General features: G+C 60.1%; 17 protein-coding genes. 6 read left to right on the top strand and 11 right to left on the bottom strand.

Translation table 11 applies throughout. The annotated features are described in order from the left end of the window. The first annotated feature begins 51 nt into the window (after window positions 1–51). Window positions 52–429: a hypothetical protein gene (locus AC07ZE_RS06680; protein ID WP_207262595.1), complete on the top strand. Its 378-nt coding sequence runs from the start codon at window positions 52–54 to the stop codon at window positions 427–429. A 135-nt stretch (window positions 430–564) separates the two neighbouring features. On the opposite strand, the gene AC07ZE_RS06675 is transcribed toward AC07ZE_RS06680, so the two are convergent. Next, window positions 565–774 carry a cold shock domain-containing protein gene (locus tag AC07ZE_RS06675; protein ID WP_019647794.1) on the bottom strand — a complete coding sequence of 70 codons (210 nt, stop codon included), beginning with the start codon at window positions 772–774 and terminating at the stop codon, window positions 565–567. A gap of 238 nt (window positions 775–1,012) precedes the next feature. Between AC07ZE_RS06675 and plsB the strand changes: the two genes are divergently transcribed. From plsB to AC07ZE_RS06660, 3 genes are read left to right on the top strand one after another with little or no spacing between them, the layout of a single operon-like run. Then, window positions 1,013–3,514, top strand: a complete 2,502-nt coding sequence (gene plsB / locus AC07ZE_RS06670) for a glycerol-3-phosphate 1-O-acyltransferase PlsB (RefSeq protein WP_207262593.1) — start codon at window positions 1,013–1,015, stop codon at window positions 3,512–3,514. Between the two features lie 56 nt (window positions 3,515–3,570). Then, window positions 3,571–3,969: a YbaY family lipoprotein gene (locus tag AC07ZE_RS06665; protein ID WP_207262586.1), complete on the top strand. Its 399-nt coding sequence runs from the start codon at window positions 3,571–3,573 to the stop codon at window positions 3,967–3,969. Window positions 3,970–3,993: 24 nt separating this feature from the next. Further along, on the top strand, window positions 3,994–4,683 hold the full coding sequence (locus AC07ZE_RS06660; protein ID WP_207262584.1) for a DUF4197 domain-containing protein: 690 nt from the start codon (window positions 3,994–3,996) through the stop codon (window positions 4,681–4,683). A 67-nt stretch (window positions 4,684–4,750) separates the two neighbouring features. Here AC07ZE_RS06660 and AC07ZE_RS06655 read toward each other — a convergent pair whose 3' ends face one another. The 3 genes from AC07ZE_RS06655 to AC07ZE_RS06645 form a co-directional block, all read right to left on the bottom strand. Beyond that, window positions 4,751–5,032 carry a DUF6124 family protein gene (locus AC07ZE_RS06655; RefSeq protein ID WP_207262582.1) on the bottom strand — a complete coding sequence of 94 codons (282 nt, stop codon included), beginning with the start codon at window positions 5,030–5,032 and terminating at the stop codon, window positions 4,751–4,753. 929 nt (window positions 5,033–5,961) lie between these two features. Further along, window positions 5,962–9,027, bottom strand: coding sequence for an efflux RND transporter permease subunit (locus AC07ZE_RS06650; protein WP_207262580.1), 3,066 nt, complete (start codon window positions 9,025–9,027; stop codon window positions 5,962–5,964). A gap of 6 nt (window positions 9,028–9,033) precedes the next feature. Further along, window positions 9,034–10,134 (bottom strand): efflux RND transporter periplasmic adaptor subunit, encoded by a 1,101-nt coding sequence (locus AC07ZE_RS06645; RefSeq protein ID WP_207262571.1) that lies wholly within the window; start codon window positions 10,132–10,134, stop codon window positions 9,034–9,036. Window positions 10,135–10,227: 93 nt separating this feature from the next. Here AC07ZE_RS06645 and AC07ZE_RS06640 point away from each other — a divergent pair, with 93 nt between their 5' ends. Next, entirely contained in the window at window positions 10,228–10,866 is a 639-nt protein-coding gene (locus tag AC07ZE_RS06640; RefSeq protein WP_207262569.1) for a TetR/AcrR family transcriptional regulator, read from the top strand. 118 nt (window positions 10,867–10,984) lie between these two features. Here AC07ZE_RS06640 and AC07ZE_RS06635 read toward each other — a convergent pair whose 3' ends face one another. Next, complete coding sequence (locus AC07ZE_RS06635) at window positions 10,985–11,767, bottom strand: class I SAM-dependent methyltransferase (protein ID WP_219739381.1); 783 nt, start codon at window positions 11,765–11,767, stop codon at window positions 10,985–10,987. Between the two features lie 93 nt (window positions 11,768–11,860). Here AC07ZE_RS06635 and AC07ZE_RS06630 point away from each other — a divergent pair, with 93 nt between their 5' ends. Then, a complete protein-coding gene (locus AC07ZE_RS06630; RefSeq protein ID WP_207262567.1) occupies window positions 11,861–12,481 on the top strand; it encodes an energy transducer TonB in 621 nt (206 codons plus the stop codon). Here the strand turns inward: AC07ZE_RS06630 and AC07ZE_RS06625 are convergent, their stop codons facing one another. The 6 genes from AC07ZE_RS06625 to adk all read right to left on the bottom strand — a co-directional run bounded on the left by AC07ZE_RS06625 (window position 12,482) and on the right by adk (window position 16,791). Beyond that, window positions 12,482–13,177 (bottom strand): extensin-like domain-containing protein, encoded by a 696-nt coding sequence (locus AC07ZE_RS06625; protein WP_207262565.1) that lies wholly within the window; start codon window positions 13,175–13,177, stop codon window positions 12,482–12,484. 2 nt (window positions 13,178–13,179) lie between these two features. Further along, complete coding sequence (locus tag AC07ZE_RS06620; RefSeq protein WP_207262563.1) at window positions 13,180–14,001, bottom strand: isocitrate lyase/PEP mutase family protein; 822 nt, start codon at window positions 13,999–14,001, stop codon at window positions 13,180–13,182. 35 nt (window positions 14,002–14,036) lie between these two features. Further along, on the bottom strand, window positions 14,037–14,897 hold the full coding sequence (locus AC07ZE_RS06615) for a DUF72 domain-containing protein (protein WP_207267777.1): 861 nt from the start codon (window positions 14,895–14,897) through the stop codon (window positions 14,037–14,039). Then, window positions 14,894–15,196, bottom strand: coding sequence for a hypothetical protein (locus AC07ZE_RS06610; protein ID WP_207262561.1), 303 nt, complete (start codon window positions 15,194–15,196; stop codon window positions 14,894–14,896). The genes AC07ZE_RS06615 and AC07ZE_RS06610 overlap by 4 nt, the downstream gene beginning before the upstream one ends. 163 nt (window positions 15,197–15,359) lie before the next feature. Then, entirely contained in the window at window positions 15,360–16,034 is a 675-nt protein-coding gene (gene tsaB, locus AC07ZE_RS06605) for a tRNA (adenosine(37)-N6)-threonylcarbamoyltransferase complex dimerization subunit type 1 TsaB (protein WP_207262559.1), read from the bottom strand. 109 nt (window positions 16,035–16,143) lie between these two features. Beyond that, complete coding sequence (gene adk / locus AC07ZE_RS06600) at window positions 16,144–16,791, bottom strand: adenylate kinase (protein WP_093214773.1); 648 nt, start codon at window positions 16,789–16,791, stop codon at window positions 16,144–16,146. Between the last annotated feature and the right edge of the window lie 161 nt (window positions 16,792–16,952).

Below are 16,952 nucleotides of genomic sequence, written 5' to 3'. Positions count from 1 at the left end.
GGACCGGCTAAATCCGCGAATGGATTTTTCAGACACGCAGTGAGGACATCCATGCGCCAACCCGATATCGAGATTTACCTGAAAGACGCCGACGTCGATCACAAGGCCGTTTCCGCCTGGCTTGGCGAGGCATTGGGCCCGTGCACCGACTGGGTGCAGAAAGGCCAGACCTACAAGTGCAAGGCCGGTGACGTGCCGGTGACCTGGTTGCCCAAGGCCGTAGGAAAATGGAACAGCCTGTACCTGGAAAGTGACCAGACCCCGTGGGAGGACGACATCGCCTGCGCCCGCGCTGCGTTTGCCGCACTGAACGTCGAAGTGCGTTGCGCGCCGGGCAGTTGGGTCGAGGAAGAAGGTGAGGAGACGGCTGATCGCTGGATTCGCATCAGTGCCGATGGTGAAGAAGAAATCACCTGGAAAACGGCTTAAGACCGTACACAAACCAACTGTGGGAGCGAGCCTGCTCGCGAAGGCGGTGAGTCATTCAACATTGATGTCGACTGATCCACCGCTTTCGCGAGCAGGCTCGCTCCCACATTGTTTTTTGTGTTCTGAAGATTGGGTTTAAAGCCCCACCACATCCTCAGCCTGCAACCCCTTCTGCCCTTCCACCACCGCATATTCGACCTGCTGGCCTTCGGTCAGTGAACGGTGGCCTTCACCGCGAATCGCGCGGTAGTGCACGAACACATCCACCCCGTCCGCACGCTGAATGAAGCCGTAGCCCTTGGCGTCGTTGAACCACTTCACGTTGCCGGTTTCACGTGTTGCCATCTGTTCATACTCCCTTTTTATTATTGATCGGGCTTTTCGCAGGAAAGCCTCGGAACGTCAGCCTGCACATGCCGTCCCATGAAGGGCAGCGGCGACAGAGCGCCGAGTATATGTCAGACGTTTAATCTCTCAATAGCACTTTGATTGCCGCTTTTTTGCCGATTTTCGGCGAATCCGGCACACTAACGCGCTCCCGAGCAAACGCTCGGTTTTTTTCATTCACTCATGCAGATGCCGTATGACCCGTTCCCCGCTCCGCCGTCTAGTGTTTGGTACCCTGCGCCGACTGTTGTACCTCTGGGTTCGCTCGGAGACGATCAACCAGTCGTCGTTCACCCTCAACCTCGACCGCAGTCGCCCGGTGTTCTACGTCCTGCAAAATCCTTCGCTGACCGACCTCGCCGTGGTCGACGCCGAATGCAGCAAGGCCGGCCTGCCACGCCCGGTGCTGCCGGTGTCGGTGGGTAGCCTGCTGGAACCGGCGGCGTTCTTCTACCTGACGCCGGACCCGGACTGGCTCGGTCGCCAGGACAAACGCGGGGCGCCGCCGACCCTGACCCGCCTGGTCGGCGCCCTGAGCCAGAACGCCGCCGAAGACGCGCAGATCATTCCGGTCAGCGTGTTCTGGGGTCAGTCGCCGGACAGCGAATCGAGCCCGTGGAAGCTGCTGTTCGCCGACAGTTGGGCGGTTACCGGGCGTCTGCGTCGCTTGCTCAGCATCATCGTGCTGGGTCGCAAGACCCGCGTGCAGTTCTCCGCGCCCATCCATCTGCGCGAGCTGATCGAGCACAACAAGGGCCACGAGCGCACCGTGCGCATGGCCCAACGCATCCTGCGGGTGCATTTCCGCAATCTGAAAGCGGCCGTGATCGGCCCGGACATTTCCCACCGGCGCAATCTGGTCAAAGGCCTGGTCAACCAGCCGCTGGTCAAGCAGGCGATCCTCGACGAAGCCGAGCGCGAAAACATCTCCCCGGAGAAAGCCAAGGCCCAGGCCCTGCGCTACGGTAACGAAATCGCCTCGGACTACACCTACACCGCGATCCGCTTCATGGAAGTGGTGCTGAGCTGGTTCTGGAACAAGATCTACGACGGTATCAAGGTCAACAACATCGAAGGCGTGCAAAAGGTCGCCCCGGGGTATGAAGTGATCTATGTGCCCTGCCACCGCAGCCACATCGACTACCTGCTGCTGTCCTATCTGCTGTTCCGCAACGGCCTGACCCCACCGCACATCGCCGCCGGGATCAACCTGAACATGCCCGGGATCGGCGGCCTGCTGCGCCGTGGCGGCGCGTTCTTCATGCGCCGCACCTTCAAGGGCAACCCGCTGTACACCTCGGTGTTCAATGAATACCTGCACACCCTGTTCACCAAGGGCTTCCCGGTGGAGTACTTCGTCGAAGGCGGCCGCTCGCGCACCGGGCGCATGTTGCAACCGAAAACCGGGATGCTGGCGATCACCCTGCGCAGTTTCCTGCGCTCCTCGCGCATGCCGATCGTGTTCGTACCGGTGTACATCGGCTATGAGCGCGTGCTGGAAGGTCGCACTTATCTGGGTGAATTGCGTGGGGCAAGCAAGAAGAAGGAATCGATCTTCGACATCTTCAAAGTCATCGGTGCACTCAAGCAGCGTTTCGGCCAGGTGGCCGTGAACTTCGGCGAGCCGATCAAACTGGCGGAGTTCCTCGACAGCGAACAACCGGACTGGCGTAAACAGGAACTCGGTCCGCAGTTCAAACCGGCCTGGCTCAATGAAACCACCAACCGCCTCGGTGAAAAAGTCGCGCAGCATCTGAACGAAGCAGCAGCGATCAACCCGGTCAACCTCGTAGCGCTGGCGCTATTGTCCACCAGCCGCCTGGCGCTGGACGATCGCGCCATGGCGCGGGTACTCGACCTCTATCTGGCACTATTGCGCAGGGTGCCGTACTCGCCGCACACCACGCTGCCTGAGGGTGACGGTCGGGCACTGATCGAACATGTGAAGGATATGGATCTGCTGTCCGAGCAGAGCGATGCCCTGGGCAAGATTCTCTATCTGGACGAGCAGAATGCCGTCCTGATGACCTACTACCGTAACAACGTGCTGCACATCTTCGCACTGCCGGCGCTACTGGCAAGTTTCTTCCAGAGCGCATCGCGCATGAGCCGCGAACAGATCCTGCGCTACACCCGCGCGCTGTACCCGTACCTGCAAGCAGAGCTGTTCATTCGCTGGTCGCTGGACGAACTGGACGGGGTGATCGATCAATGGCTGGAGGCGTTCGTCGAACAAGGCCTGCTGCGCTTCGAGAACGACGTTTACCTGCGTCCGGCGCCGAGTTCGCGGCATTTCGTGCTGCTGACGCTGCTGTCGAAAAGCATCGCCCAGACCTTGCAGCGTTTCTACATGACCGTTTCCCTGCTGCTCAACAGCGGCCAGAACAGCATCAGCGCCGAAGAACTGGAGGACCTGTGCACGGTCATGGCCCAGCGCCTTTCGATCCTGCATGGCCTCAACGCCCCGGAGTTCTTCGATAAGAGCCTGTTCCGCCACTTCATCCAGACTATGCTCGATCTCGAGGTGTTCAAGCGCGACGAGGCCGGCAAGCTGGGCTACCACGAACTGCTCGGCGAACTGGCCGAGGGCGCGGCGAAACGGGTGTTGCCGGCAGAGATTCGCCTATCGATCCGCCAGGTGGCGTTGCATCGCAGTGAAGATGCGGCCGACCAACCTGTGGCAAAACCCGAGACCTGATGTAAATCTAATGTGGGAGCGGGCTTGCTCGCTTCCACATTAATTGGAGATCTGCGATGAAAAAACTCTCTCTTCTAGCCATGACTGCTCTGCTGGGAGCCTGCCAGTCAATGCAGCCTGCCGCTAAAGCCAGCCTCGACGGCGAAGTCTTCTACCTGCAACGCATCGCACTGCCACCGACGGCGGTCCTCAGCGTCAGCCTCCAGGACATCACACTCGCTGATGCCCCGGCCAAGGTCATCGATGAACAACGTGGCCCAGTCAAAGGCCAGGTACCGCTGCCGTTCCACCTGAGCTACGACCCTCAGAAGATCGAGCCCAATCACCGTTATTCGATCAATGCGCGCATTGAAGTCGATGGCAAACTGCTGTTCATCACCACCGAGAATCACGCCGTGCGACTGGACGGCACCGATCCACAGCCTGTGAAGGTCCGCGTCGACGCGGCTCGATAAGTCTTTTTGAAAAAGGAAGTTGCCATGCTCCGCCCTACCCTCCGCTTTGCCGGCTTGTGCGCAGGTTTGATGATCTGCGCCAGCGCGATGGCGCTGTCGCTCAGCGACCTGTCACAAAAAGACGCCACCGGCGGTCTCAAGGACGCTCTGACCCAAGGCGCGCAACTGGCCGTGAAACAACTCGGCACACCAGGCGGATTCAGCAACAACCCGGACGTGAAAATCGAGCTGCCAGGCAAACTGGGCAAAGTCGCCAGCAAGATGAAACAGTTCGGCATGGGTGACCAGGTCGATCAACTGGAAACCAGCATGAACAAAGCGGCGGAAACCGCTGTCGTCCAAGCCCAGCCAATCCTCGTCGATGCCGTGAAAAAAATGACGGTAGACGATGCCAAGGGCATCCTCAGCGGCGGCAACGACTCGGCCACCCAGTACCTGAACAAAACCAGTCGCGAACAGATCCGCGCCAAGTTCCTGCCGATCGTCAAACAAGCCACCGACCAGGTCGGCCTGGCCCAGCAGTACAACTCGTTCGCCGGGCAAGCTGCGACCATGGGCGTGATCGATACGAAGAATGCCAACATCGAAAGCTACGTCACCGAACAGGCGCTGAACGGCTTGTTCGAAATGATCGGCAAGCAGGAAGAAACCATCCGCAACAACCCGGCGGCTGCGGCGACCAGTTTGGCGAAGAAGGTGTTTGGTACTTTGTAATTTTTAGCTGATGGCAACACCACAATAGCCCGCTGAACCTGTGAAGGTCAGCGGGCTATTTCGTTGACTATTGCTGCGGATCAAGGTGATCCAGCACCTCGCTCACCGATAGCTGCGCCAGGACAATCATCTGTTGAATACCAAGCACCAGATTACACGTCGGGCCAGTCAGGCTGGACGACAATTCCGTCGCCATCACATTCGCCGAAGTAAGGGTTTCAAAGGCATGGACTAGAAGGGTTTCGGAGTTTACGCCTGGGTGAATGGTGAAAATTGGGCAGGGACGGCGAGGGGTTTTCACCAGCGGTTCGGAACTTGTTTCTGGGGGATTTGGGCTGTGTTTGATCATTGTGAAGCTCCTAACGAAAGTTGGAGCGGCCAGCATCACTTGCAGATGATGGGTGGCAGCTGTGTGCGGGTCTGCAAGACCGAGTCGTTAGGCAACCTCGGCAGACCCGAAGATCTCCCGCACACAGCCACCATAAATCAATGGACGCTGATTAAAGCGTCGCGATTATAGGTGTGCCTGTAGGCGCCTAACAAATTATCGGCGGGCTTGCAGTCCCGGTCGCTGAATGGCAGCGACGGACACAGGCTAGTGATCGAGGTTCCGACGGACAACCTGAAAGTGTTGTGGGAAGGTTCTGAAGATTTGATTGAGCGATAAACATCTTTGGCAGTGAGACCGTCTTCGCGAGCAGGCCCGCTCCCACCATTGGACCGTGTTCAACTGGGAGGGATTGGTTGGCTGTCAGACCGCCATCGCTGGCAAGCCAGCTCCCACAGAGATTGCGTGTATTCGTAAAAATCAGTCCAACTGTCAGGTCGCCATCGCGGGCAAGCCTTGCTCCTACAAAAGCAAAAGCAAGAGCAAACCACAAACACCACCCCCGCTCTTCACCACTCATCAGGCCGAGCGTTAGCTCGCCTTCAGCTCTTGATCTTGATCCACCCGCCCCTTCGGCAGGCTGAGTGGAGGTATTCATCCGGGGATTGGCGCGCAGCGCCGTTCGACGCAGTCGAACACGCTGCATGCAGGTGCAGCGCAGCAAACCGGAGGGCAGTGTCCCCGGATGGATGCCGGAGCGAAGGAACGCCGAGCCTCAGCGAGGTGCCGGACGCTCGGGGCGAGCGTTTTTTTGGTTACTTTTTTTAGGCGCTTGTAAAAAAAGTGACTCGCCGTAAGGGCGAAACCATAAGCGGCCGTTACCGCAGAAACGGATATGTACTCAATCATCCAGGAGCTTGGTCGGCCCGAAGGCCGCCAAGTCCACCCACTCAAGCCGATTCTTTCTTGACCCTGAACCAAGCCGCATACAAAGCCGGCAAGAACAACAGCGTCAACGCCGTAGCCACAATCAACCCACCCATGATCGCCACCGCCATCGGCCCGAAAAACACACTGCGCGACAACGGAATCATCGCCAGAACCGCGGCCAGTGCCGTCAACACAATCGGCCTGAACCGTCGCACCGTGGCCTCGATGATCGCCTGCCAAGGCTTGAGCCCGGCCGCGATGTCCTGCTCGATCTGATCCACCAGAATCACCGAGTTACGCATGATCATCCCCGACAAGGCGATGGTCCCGAGCATGGCGACAAAACCGAACGGCTGACGGAACACCATCAGGAACAGCGTCACCCCGATCAGCCCCAACGGCGCCGTCAGAAACACCATCACCGTGCGTGAGAAACTTCTCAGTTGCAGCATCAGCAAGGTCAGCACCACCACGATGAACAACGGCACACCAGCCTTCACCGAGTTCTGTCCGCGCGCGGAATCTTCCACGGTGCCGCCGACATCCAGCAAATAGCCGTCCGGCAATTCGGCGCGGATCGGATCGAGGGTCGGCATGATTTGCTGCACCAGCGTCGCCGGTTGCTCCTTGCCATAGATGTCGGCGCGCACGGTCACGTTGGGCAGGCGATTACGGTGCCAGATCACACCTTCTTCAAAGCCGTATTCCAGGGTCGCTATCTGCGACAGGGCGACGCTGCGACCGTTGTCGGTCGGTACTGCCAGGCTCGGCAGCAACGACAGTTCGGTGCGTTCATGCAAGGTGCCGCGCAAGAGGATCTCGATCAATTCGTTGTCTTCGCGATACTGACTGACGCTGGAACCGGTGAGCGAGCTCTGCAGGAACCGCGACAGGTTCGCCGTGCTCACGCCCAGCGCCCGGGCACGGTCCTGATCGACGTTCAGGTACACGACCTTGCTCGGCTCTTCCCAGTCCAGGTGAACGTTGACCACGTGCGGGTTCTCTCGAACCTTGGCCGCGACTTTGCGGGCCAGCGCGCGGACTTCCTCGATATGCTCGCCGGTCACCCGGAACTGCACTGGATAACCCACCGGCGGACCGTTTTCCAGGCGTGTGACCCGCGAGCGCAGAGCCGGGAATTGTTCGTTGAGCGTGGCGATCAACCAGGTGCGCAGGGTTTCGCGCTCCTCGATGGTCTTCGCCAGCACCACGAATTGGGCGAAGCTCGCTGCCGGCAGTTGCTGATCCAGCGGCAGGTAAAAACGCGGTGAACCGGTGCCGACGTAAGCCACATAGTTGTCGATCCCGGCCTTGTCCTTGAGCAACGCTTCGAGGCGCTTGACCTCCTCGGCGGTGTTGCTCAGAGAAGCGCCTTCGGCCAGCTTCAGATCGACCATCAACTCCAGTCGGCCCGACGCCGGGAAAAATTGCTGCGGCACAAAACGGAACAGGACCACAGAGGCGACGAACAAAATCACCGTCGCCGCGATCACGGTTTTGCGCCGACGCACGCACCACTCCACCAGCCGCCGGACCCGCTCATAAAACGGTGTACCGTAAGGGTCTGGCTGATCAGGACCGTGTTTGGCCGCGTGAATTTTCGCCAGATCCGGCAGGAGTTTTTCCCCGAGGTACGGTACGAACACCACCGCCGCCACCCATGACGCCAGCAGTGCAATGGTCACCACCTGAAAGATCGAGCGAGTGTATTCGCCAGTACCGGATTGCGCGGTGGCGATCGGCAGGAACCCGGCTGCGGTGATCAGCGTACCGGTAAGCATCGGGAACGCGGTGCTGGTCCAGGCATAGCTCGCTGCCTTGACCCGGTCGAAGCCCTGCTCCATTTTGATCGCCATCATTTCCACGGCGATGATCGCGTCGTCCACCAGCAAGCCCAGCGCCAACACCAGCGCGCCGAGAGAAATCTTGTGCAGGCCGATGCCGAGGTAATACATGGTGGCGAAGGTCATCGCCAACACCAGCGGAATCGCCAGGGCGACCACCATGCCGGTGCGCACGCCCAGGGAGAAAAAGCTCACCAGCAACACAATCGCCAAGGCCTCCACCAATACCCGGACGAACTCTCCGACACCGGTCTTCACCGCCGCCGGTTGATCGGAAACCTTGCGCAGCTGCATGCCGGCCGGCAGGTTTTTCTGGATGCGGGCGAATTCGACTTCCAGGGCTTTGCCCAAGACGAGAATGTCGCCGCCGTCCTTCATGGCCACGGCCAGTCCGATAGCGTCTTCAGCCATGAAGCGCATGCGCGGCGCCGGCGGATCGTTGAAACCACGGCGCACATCGGCCACGTCGGAGATACGGAAGGTGCGATCCCCGACGCGGATCGGAAAGCTTTTTATCTCGTCGACAGTCTGAAAATTCCCCGAGACCCGCAGCTGCAATCGCTCGCTGCTGGTTTCGAAAAAGCCGGCGGTGGACACCGCGTTCTGCTCTTCAAGCGCCTGCTGCACCACGGCCAACGGCAACCCCAAGGTCGCAAGTTTGACGTTGGACAGCTCGATCCAGATTTTTTCATCCTGCAAGCCGAGCAGGTCGACCTTGCCCACGTCCTTGACCCGTTGCAGCTGGATCTGGATGCGGTCGGCGTAATCCTTGAGCACGGCGTAGTCGAACCCGTCACCGGTCAAGGCGTAGATATTGCCGAAGGTGGTGCCGAATTCATCGTTGAAGAACGGCCCTTGAATACCCGGCGGCAAGGTGTGACGGATGTCGCTGACCTTCTTGCGCACCTGATACCAGAGTTCCGGGATGTCCACCGAGTGCATGGAGTCGCGGGCAATGAACGTCACTTGGGATTCACCTGGGCGCGAAAACGACACAATGCGTTCGTACTCGCCGGTTTCCATCAGCTTCTTTTCAATGCGTTCGGTGACCTGGCGCGAAACTTCCTGCGCCGTGGCGCCCGGCCAGTTGGTACGGATTACCATGGCCTTGAAGGTAAACGGCGGGTCTTCACTTTGACCGAGCTTGGTGTAGGACAGCGCGCCAACGATTGCCAGCAACAGCATCAGGAACAGTACGATCTGGCGGTTACGCAACGCCCATTCGGAAAGATTGAAGCCCATCGGGGATTACTCCTTGTCCGCCAGATTGACCACGCGGTTGGAGCGATCCACCGGGCGCACCTGCTGCCCGTCGAGCAACACATGGACACCAGCGGCCACCACCCAGTCGCTGGCGTTGAGGCCTTCAAGCACCGGAACGGTTTTCTCACCAAAAGCGCCGACCCGCACCGGGGTCTTTTTCAGGGTGTTGTTGGCGCTGACGACCCAGACGTAGGTCACGCCGTTTTCCGCGGTCAGCGCAGACAGCGGCACCGACAGCGGAACCACTTCGGCGGTCTGTACGAACACCCGGGCACTCTGGCCCAGCTCGGCGGGGACTTTGCCACCGGTAAACGCGATGCGGGCGGCGAAGGTGCGGGACTTCGGATCGGCAGAGGGAGACAGTTCGCGAATTTTCCCGGCAAAGCGCTGGTCCGGTTGCGTCCACAACTCCACCGACACAGGCTGGCCGACCTTGAAGCGACCGAAGTTCTGCTCCGGCAGGCTGATCAACACTTCGCGCTCGCCATCGGTAGCCAGGGTGAACACCGTTTGCCCGGCAGCCACCACTTGCCCGACTTCCACCGAACGCTTGGCTACCACACCGTCCTGGGGTGCACGCAATACGGCGTAGCTGGCCTGGTTACTGGACACGTTGAATTCGGCTTTGATCTGCTTGAGACGGGCCTCGCCGGAACGGTAAAGATTTTCATGATTGTCGTACTGCGAGCGGCTGACCAACTGACGTTCCATCAGGGTTTTGTAACGGTCACGCTCGGCACGCACCATATTCAGATTGGCTTCGGCGGCCGCGACCTGGGCGCGGGTGGCTTCCAGTTGCAGGCGCACATCTTGCGGATCGAGCTCAGCCAAGGGCTGATCGGCCTTGACCCGCTGCCCTTCCTCGACCAGTCGTCGACTGACTTTGCCGCCGATGCGAAACGCCAGGTCCGGCTCATAGCGGGCGCGAACTTCACCCGGGTAGCTTTCCGTCGCCTGGGCCGAAGGCTCTGGCTGAACCACCATGGCCGGGCGAACGCTGGTTTGGGGCGCCTCTTCGTGACCACACGCCGTCAAAAAAAACGCCAGGGCGACTGGCAACGCGAGGGGCAAGGCATAGCGGAACATGGTGAAGGACCTTTCGCTAATGGTGCTTGGAATAATTATACTGACCAGTATGTTATTAATAGCAAACTCACCAGTCCAGTAATAAAAGCGCATATGCCGAACAATCTTTCAGCACCCAGCGGACCCGGCCGCCCCAAGGATCTGGCCAAGCGCCAGGCGATCCTCGACGCAGCGAAGACGCTGTTTTTGACCAAGGGATATGCCAACACCAGCATGGACGCTGTGGCCGCGGAGGCGGGCGTGTCAAAGCTCACCGTCTACAGCCATTTCAACGACAAGGAGACGCTGTTCTCCGCCGCCGTGGTGGCCAAGTGCGAAGAGCAACTGCCGACGCTGTTTTTCGAGTTGCCGGACGGCGTGGCGGTGGACACCGTGCTGCTGAACATCGCCCGCGGTTTTCACCTGCTGATCAACAGTGACGAGTCGGTGAACCTGCACCGCTTGATCATGACCTTGGGCAGCCAGGACCCGAAACTCTCGCTGATCTTCTTCGAGGCCGGCCCGGAACGGATGCTGCACGGTATGGAGCGGTTGCTGAGCAAGGTCGATGAGAGTGGCGTGCTACGTATCGACAAACCGCGCAATGCGGCGGAACACTTCTTCTGCCTGCTCAAGGGGGCGGCTAATTTCCGGTTGTTGTATGGCTGTGGCGAGCCATTGACCGGGCAAGCGGCGGAGAGCCATGTGCGGGAGGTTGTGGAGTTGTTTATGCGGGCTTACAGGCCGGATTAGCCTGACAAATTTCGATCGACTGGTCTGACGCCTTCGCGAGCAGGCTCGCTCCCACACTGGTTCTATGTCGTAGATCCCCTGTGGGAGCGAGCCTGCTCGCGAAGAAGGCGACGCGGTCTCAGGGCTTGAGTGCCTTCTTCGGGTAGATGTCATACCGACTGGATTTGCCATCCAGCGCATGACTCGGCTTGGGCCCTTCAATGCACGGCGCCTTGCGCGGGCGTTTGACCACGACCCGGTGCGTGGCCAAGGCCAGTGCAGCCTCAAGCAATGCCGGTGCATCCGGGTCATCGCCCACCAAGGGTCGGAACAGGCGCATTTCCTTTTTCACCAGCGCGGTTTTCTCACGGTGCGGGAACATCGGGTCGAGGTAGATCACCTGCGGCGGCTCACCCTCCCAGTTGCGCATCACCTCAATCGAATTACCCTTGAGCAAGCGCATGCGCGCCACGATCGGGGCCACCTCGAAATCTTCCGCGCCACGGGCCAAACCATCCTCGAGCAACGCCCCGATCAACGGCTGACGCTCGATCAGGCTCATCTCGCAGCCCAGACTGGCCAGCACGAACGCGTCCTTGCCCAGCCCCGCCGTGGCATCCAGCACCCGCGGACGCACACCCTGGGCGATACCAACGGCCTTGGCGATCATCTGCCCACTGCCGCCACCGTACAACCGGCGATGGGCCGCGCCACCCTCGACAAAGTCCACCCGCACCGGTCCCGGTGCATCCGGGCCGAGCTGCTGCAGCTGCAAGCCCTGGTCGCCCACCTGCAACGCAAACTCACCGTCATCCACCTGCAGCGGCAGGCCAAGGCGCTCGGCCCAGTGTTCGGCCTGTGGCTGAAAGGTCGAGGCCAAGGCTTCGACATGGATGCGGCACGCCGCCGGTTGCTCAATCATGGGAAAACACGCTCAAAAAATTAATGATCGGCAAAAACTGCCGATAACAAAACTATCGAGCATTTTGCCAGAGCTGAGCGTCGACCGAGAGAAATGTCAGACATTCAACCCACATTCACAGGTTTTATCTCGCCCTACGGCGACTACAACCTGCGAAACACCCAGGCACTGAGCGGCGTCAGCCACATCTGGCAGGATTTCTTTGCCCGGGCGCTGGCCGAACAGTCGGGTGAAGTGCTGCCGCAATCGCTGAATTTTCCACCGGTGGATCTCGAAAGTCCGGTCGAACCCACGGTCGGCAGCGATCTGCTGGCACACATCATTTCCCAGCGCGAATGCGACGTGAAGGACACTGAAATTCGTCCGCCCGAGCCGCTGTTCCTGCCGATTGCCGAATTAGAAATGGACCTGGCCGACAAGCCGTTCCCACCGTTCCCGCCGGAAGAAATCGTCGCCCAGCAGAAACAGCAGGACTTCGAAAGCGGCTGGGTGCGTCCGATCGTACTGACCGCCGGCCAGCCTTTGCCGGAAGCCGGCCCGGCACCGCAACCGCGTCCGCTGCACTTGCCGATCGCCGAGTTCGAACTCGACCTGCTGGACAAACCCTTCCCGCCGTTCTCCCCCGAGGAGTTGGTGGAACAACAGAAACAACTCGATTTCGATAATGGCTGGGCGCGCCCGATCATCCTGCAGAACCTGCGCCTGGCGGCCTGATCATCGACAACGCCACCACGGTCCGACGTCCAGATGAAAGTGATTGCGATGGGCCGCGTTGTAATCCGGGCTCAACACCACGCTGAACAGACCACAGGCGCCATCGCGGACCCGCCTTAGAAACTGCGCATCCTGATTATCCTTGGGCCAATCCTTGAGCACGCTGATGGCTCGACCATCGGCCAGGCGGAAACCGGCAATGTCCAGCGCATTGGCCGACGCATGCTGGCTGAGCCTGCCATTCTCACGGCCATAGACGTTGCGGCAGGCAAAGCTGCCCAGATGATCGACCCGCGCGACCGCCTGCCCATAGACCGCCTGCGCCGCCGGTTGCAGGGCGTGATGTTCGAACAGTGCAAACGACACCGCCAGACGACAACTGGCGAGGAAACTGCTGCTCAGCGCCACATCGCCGCCCTGTACGCGCAAGGCATCGGTCAGCGGACACTTGGCATCGGGGCTGTCTGCCTGACGGGTCGCGCGCAATCCTGAACTGCTCAAAGCCTGTTCACACAGTTGCGGATCGTCGCGCAGGCGCATCAGTTTGTAGCGGGTCAGCAGATTCGGTGGCGCCTTCACATCCAGCGGCGCCCAGGGATTCCACTGCGGCGGCAGCGACACCCATCCTCGCCAGACACTCACCCCCGCCGCGCCGATGACCGACAGCATCAGCAACAGCCACCACCGAAACCGCATCGTCAGCCTTTATACAATTGATTGGCCTGCGCATAGGGCATGGACCGCGACGTGAACCCGAACGTGCCCGATTTCTGGATCTCTTCGGCGGCACGGTAAAACTCGCCCAGCGCCGCCAATGCCAGCGCCGAACCGACGCTGATGCGCTTGACGCCCATTTCGCCAAGCGCCTGCACCGTCAGCTTCAAGCCACCGGACATCAGCACATTGACCGGTTTCGGCGCCACGGCACGGACCACGGTCAGTACCTCTTCAGCGCTACGCAACCCCGGTGCATACAACACGTCCGCGCCGGCTTCAGCAAAGGCCTGCAAGCGACGGATCGTGTCATCGAGATCCGGATTGCCATGCAGAAAATTCTCGGCCCGGGCCGTCAGTGTGAAAGGGAAAGGCAAGCTGCGAGCAGCAGCGACGGCGGCCTCGATGCGCGCTACGGCATGCTCGAAGCAATAGATCGGGGTGTCTTCACGTCCAGTGAAGTCCTCGATGGAGCCGCCGACGGCACCCGCTTCGGCTGCCTGCACAATGCTTTTGGCGCACTCGACAGGATCATCGGCAAACCCGTTTTCCAGATCGACCGCGACCGGCAGGTGGCTGGCGGCGACAATCGCCCGGACGTTGGCCAGGGTGTCGTCCAGGGTCAACCCGCCATCGGGACGGCCCTGGGAAAAAGCGTAACCGGCGCTTGTGGTCGCCAGCGCCTCGAAACCCAGGCTGGCGAGCATTTTTGCCGAGCCGGCATCCCAGGGGTTGGGGATCACAAAAACGCCGTCGCGTTCATGCAAGGCTTTGAAGGCTTGGGCTCGAAGGGTTTGCGCGTCCATTGGCAGCTCCTGGAAAAAGGCGAACGAATCCGCTTTCAGAGCAGGCCAAGTTGCTCGGCGGCGGGCTCTCTGTATAGCTCAGGCAGCGGCGGCAAGCCAGGCAAACGCAGCATCAATCGGGCGTGGAAACGTTGCGCCAGCTTCGCCGCCAGCACGTTGTCAGCGGTGTGCAGGAAGATATAGGGCGTGCGCCCCTCCTCAATCCACAGGGCGATTTTCTCCACCCACGGCAGCAGAAACGGATCGTTGGCCTCAAGCATCGGGTGGCCGATGAAGCGCACTTGCGGGAACGGGGTAAACGCCGCCGGGCGTGGTGGGACCCTGGGCTTTTTCGATTGGGCGTGAAGTACTGAAGGTTCGGTCGAGGTGCAGCTGAACAATGCGCGCGGATCGAGGCAAATACGCTCGACGCCGCGATCCAGCAACAGGCGATTGAGCATCCGCTCGCTGTCGCCCTTGGCAAAGAAATCGTCATGCCGCACTTCCACCGCCAAGGGTCGCTGCAAGGCATCGATAAATCCGGCCAGCTCGTGCAAGCGCTGCGGCGTGAAACTTTTCGACAGCTGCAACCACAGCGGCGAGACCCGCTCACCCAACGGTCTGAGTAACTGGGTGAAGGTTTCGGCAGCGGTCAGTTGGTCGCGCAGGTCACCGCCGTGGCTGATGTCGCCGGGGAATTTGGCGGTGAAGCGAAAGTGCTCGGGCATGGTGTCGGCCCAGCGCTGCACGGTGCTGGCAGCCGGGCTCGCGTAGAAGGTCGTGTTGCCTTCCACGGCGTTGAACACTTGTGAATAGAGATCGAGAAACTCGGTGGGTTTGGCGTCAGGCGGGTACAGGTAATCGCGCCAGGCGTTTTCACTCCAGGACGGACAGCCGAGGTAGTAAGGCAGCATCAGATGTACAGGTCGAGCCCCATGACTTCCGCATCCCAGTCAACGAAACCGGCGGTGCTGAGATAGCTGGCCAGAGCCATCGCCACACTTTTGCTCATGGCGCGGTGGTAAAGCATGTCTTGCTGACGGGCGGGCAGATTGCTCAGGCGTTGCGCAGACGCTTTGGCGCGGGCGGCCAGTTGTTCTTCGGAGGGAAATTCCAGCTCGCCCTCGATATCGAGGGATTCATCTTCCACCACGTGGCCTTTGCGCGGCTTGCGTTTGATGGGGTAGGACTGAGAGGAAATGCCGTCTATACGCATAATTTCATGCTCGGTATCAGTGATGGCAGTTTAGTGGCGCACAACCCACTTCGCAAACCGCCGAGTGATAACTAGAACACATAAAAGACAAAAGGTTTAAAACCCGGGTTAGAAAACGACGATTGGTGTTTGCCCGCGATTGAACCCACTCCATTCTGAAAAACTAACGCGCTTTGGGCGTCGCCACTTTATCGCGCAGATAGACCGGCTGCGCCTCATCGGCGACGATCGCCTCACCGCGCTCCCAGGCAAACCGGGCCAGCGTCAGCAAGTCTTCGGCGTGAGGCAACATGCCCGCGTCCTGGCCGATAAGGCTGACGCCAATACGCTCGCCATAGCCCCAGCCGGTGCCTGCGCCGAACCATTCGCCGCTGGCATCGACCGGCAATGCAGCCGACTCGGGTGGCAGAACCGCCTCGGCACCGACCAGCCGCATCTCCCCTGCTGTCTCGCGGTAGCAACCCCAATACACTTCGTCCATACGCGCATCAATGGCAGCCGCCACCTGGCTTGCACCGTGTTCGCGATAAGCGCGCTGGGCCAATACGGCGAGGTTCGACACCGGCAGCACCGGACGATCCAGGGCAAACGCCAATCCCTGCACCACACCGATGGCGATGCGCACGCCAGTGAATGCACCCGGCCCGCGACCGAACGCAATGGCATCGACCGCCTGCAACGTGGTCCCGGCGTCGGCCAGCAACTGCTGGATCATCGGCAGCAGCTTCTGCGCATGCAGGCGCGGGATCACCTCGTAATGGCTCGTCACTTTGCCGTCATGCAGCAAGGCAACGGAGCAAGCTTCAGTCGCGGTGTCCAGGGCCAGCAAGGTGCTCATCGATGTTTCCGTAAGATGGGTGGTGAAAAGAGGGATCAGAAAAAAGTGCGTCAGTATAAACAACTACGGCCCGCAAGCGGGCCGTGGATGATGCAGCGAATCAGGTTTTTCAGCTCAGGGCTGCCAGCACCTTGGCGGTGATCGCTTCAACCGAACCGACACCTTCGATGTGGCTGTACTTCGGCTTGCCGTTGGCAGCCGACAACTTCTGGTAGAAATCCACCAGCGGCTTGGTCTGCGAGTGGTAGACCGACAGGCGATGACGCACGGTTTCTTCAGTGTCGTCCTTGCGCTGCACCAGCTCTTCACCGGTGATGTCGTCTTTGCCAGCGATTTTCGGCGGGTTGTAGACGATGTGGTACACGCGGCCGCTGGCCTCGTGGACACGGCGACCGGCGATACGTTGCACGATCTCTTCGTCTTCCACAGCGATCTCGACCACTGCATCCAGCTCCACGCCAGCCGTCACCAGGGCTTCAGCCTGAGGAATGGTGCGCGGAAAACCGTCGAACAGAAAACCGTTGGCGCAGTCGGACTGGGCGATGCGGTCCTTGACCAGGGCGATGATCAAGTCATCGGAGACCAGGCCGCCGGCATCCATGATGCTCTTGGCCTTGATGCCCAGCTCGGTGCCGGCCTTGACCGCCGCACGCAACATGTCACCGGTGGAGATTTGCGGAATGCCGAATTTTTCAGTGATGAACTTAGCCTGAGTACCTTTACCGGCCCCGGGAGCTCCCAGCAGAATGACGCGCATCGATGTGCTCCTCAATTTTTATATGGATAACGTCGGATTCGCCTCGTGGGGCCAATCTCAAAAAACAGGGTCGTGGCCGCCCAAACGGCCAAAGGCTGATCAAGATACACAGCAGGCTGCGCCCACACAAGCCGCCAAAAGTCGGAGAAACCGCCCCTTCC

This window comes from Pseudomonas sp. GW101-3H06 (assembly GCF_059424605.1).
This window is presented reverse-complemented; position numbering and strand designations above follow the sequence as displayed.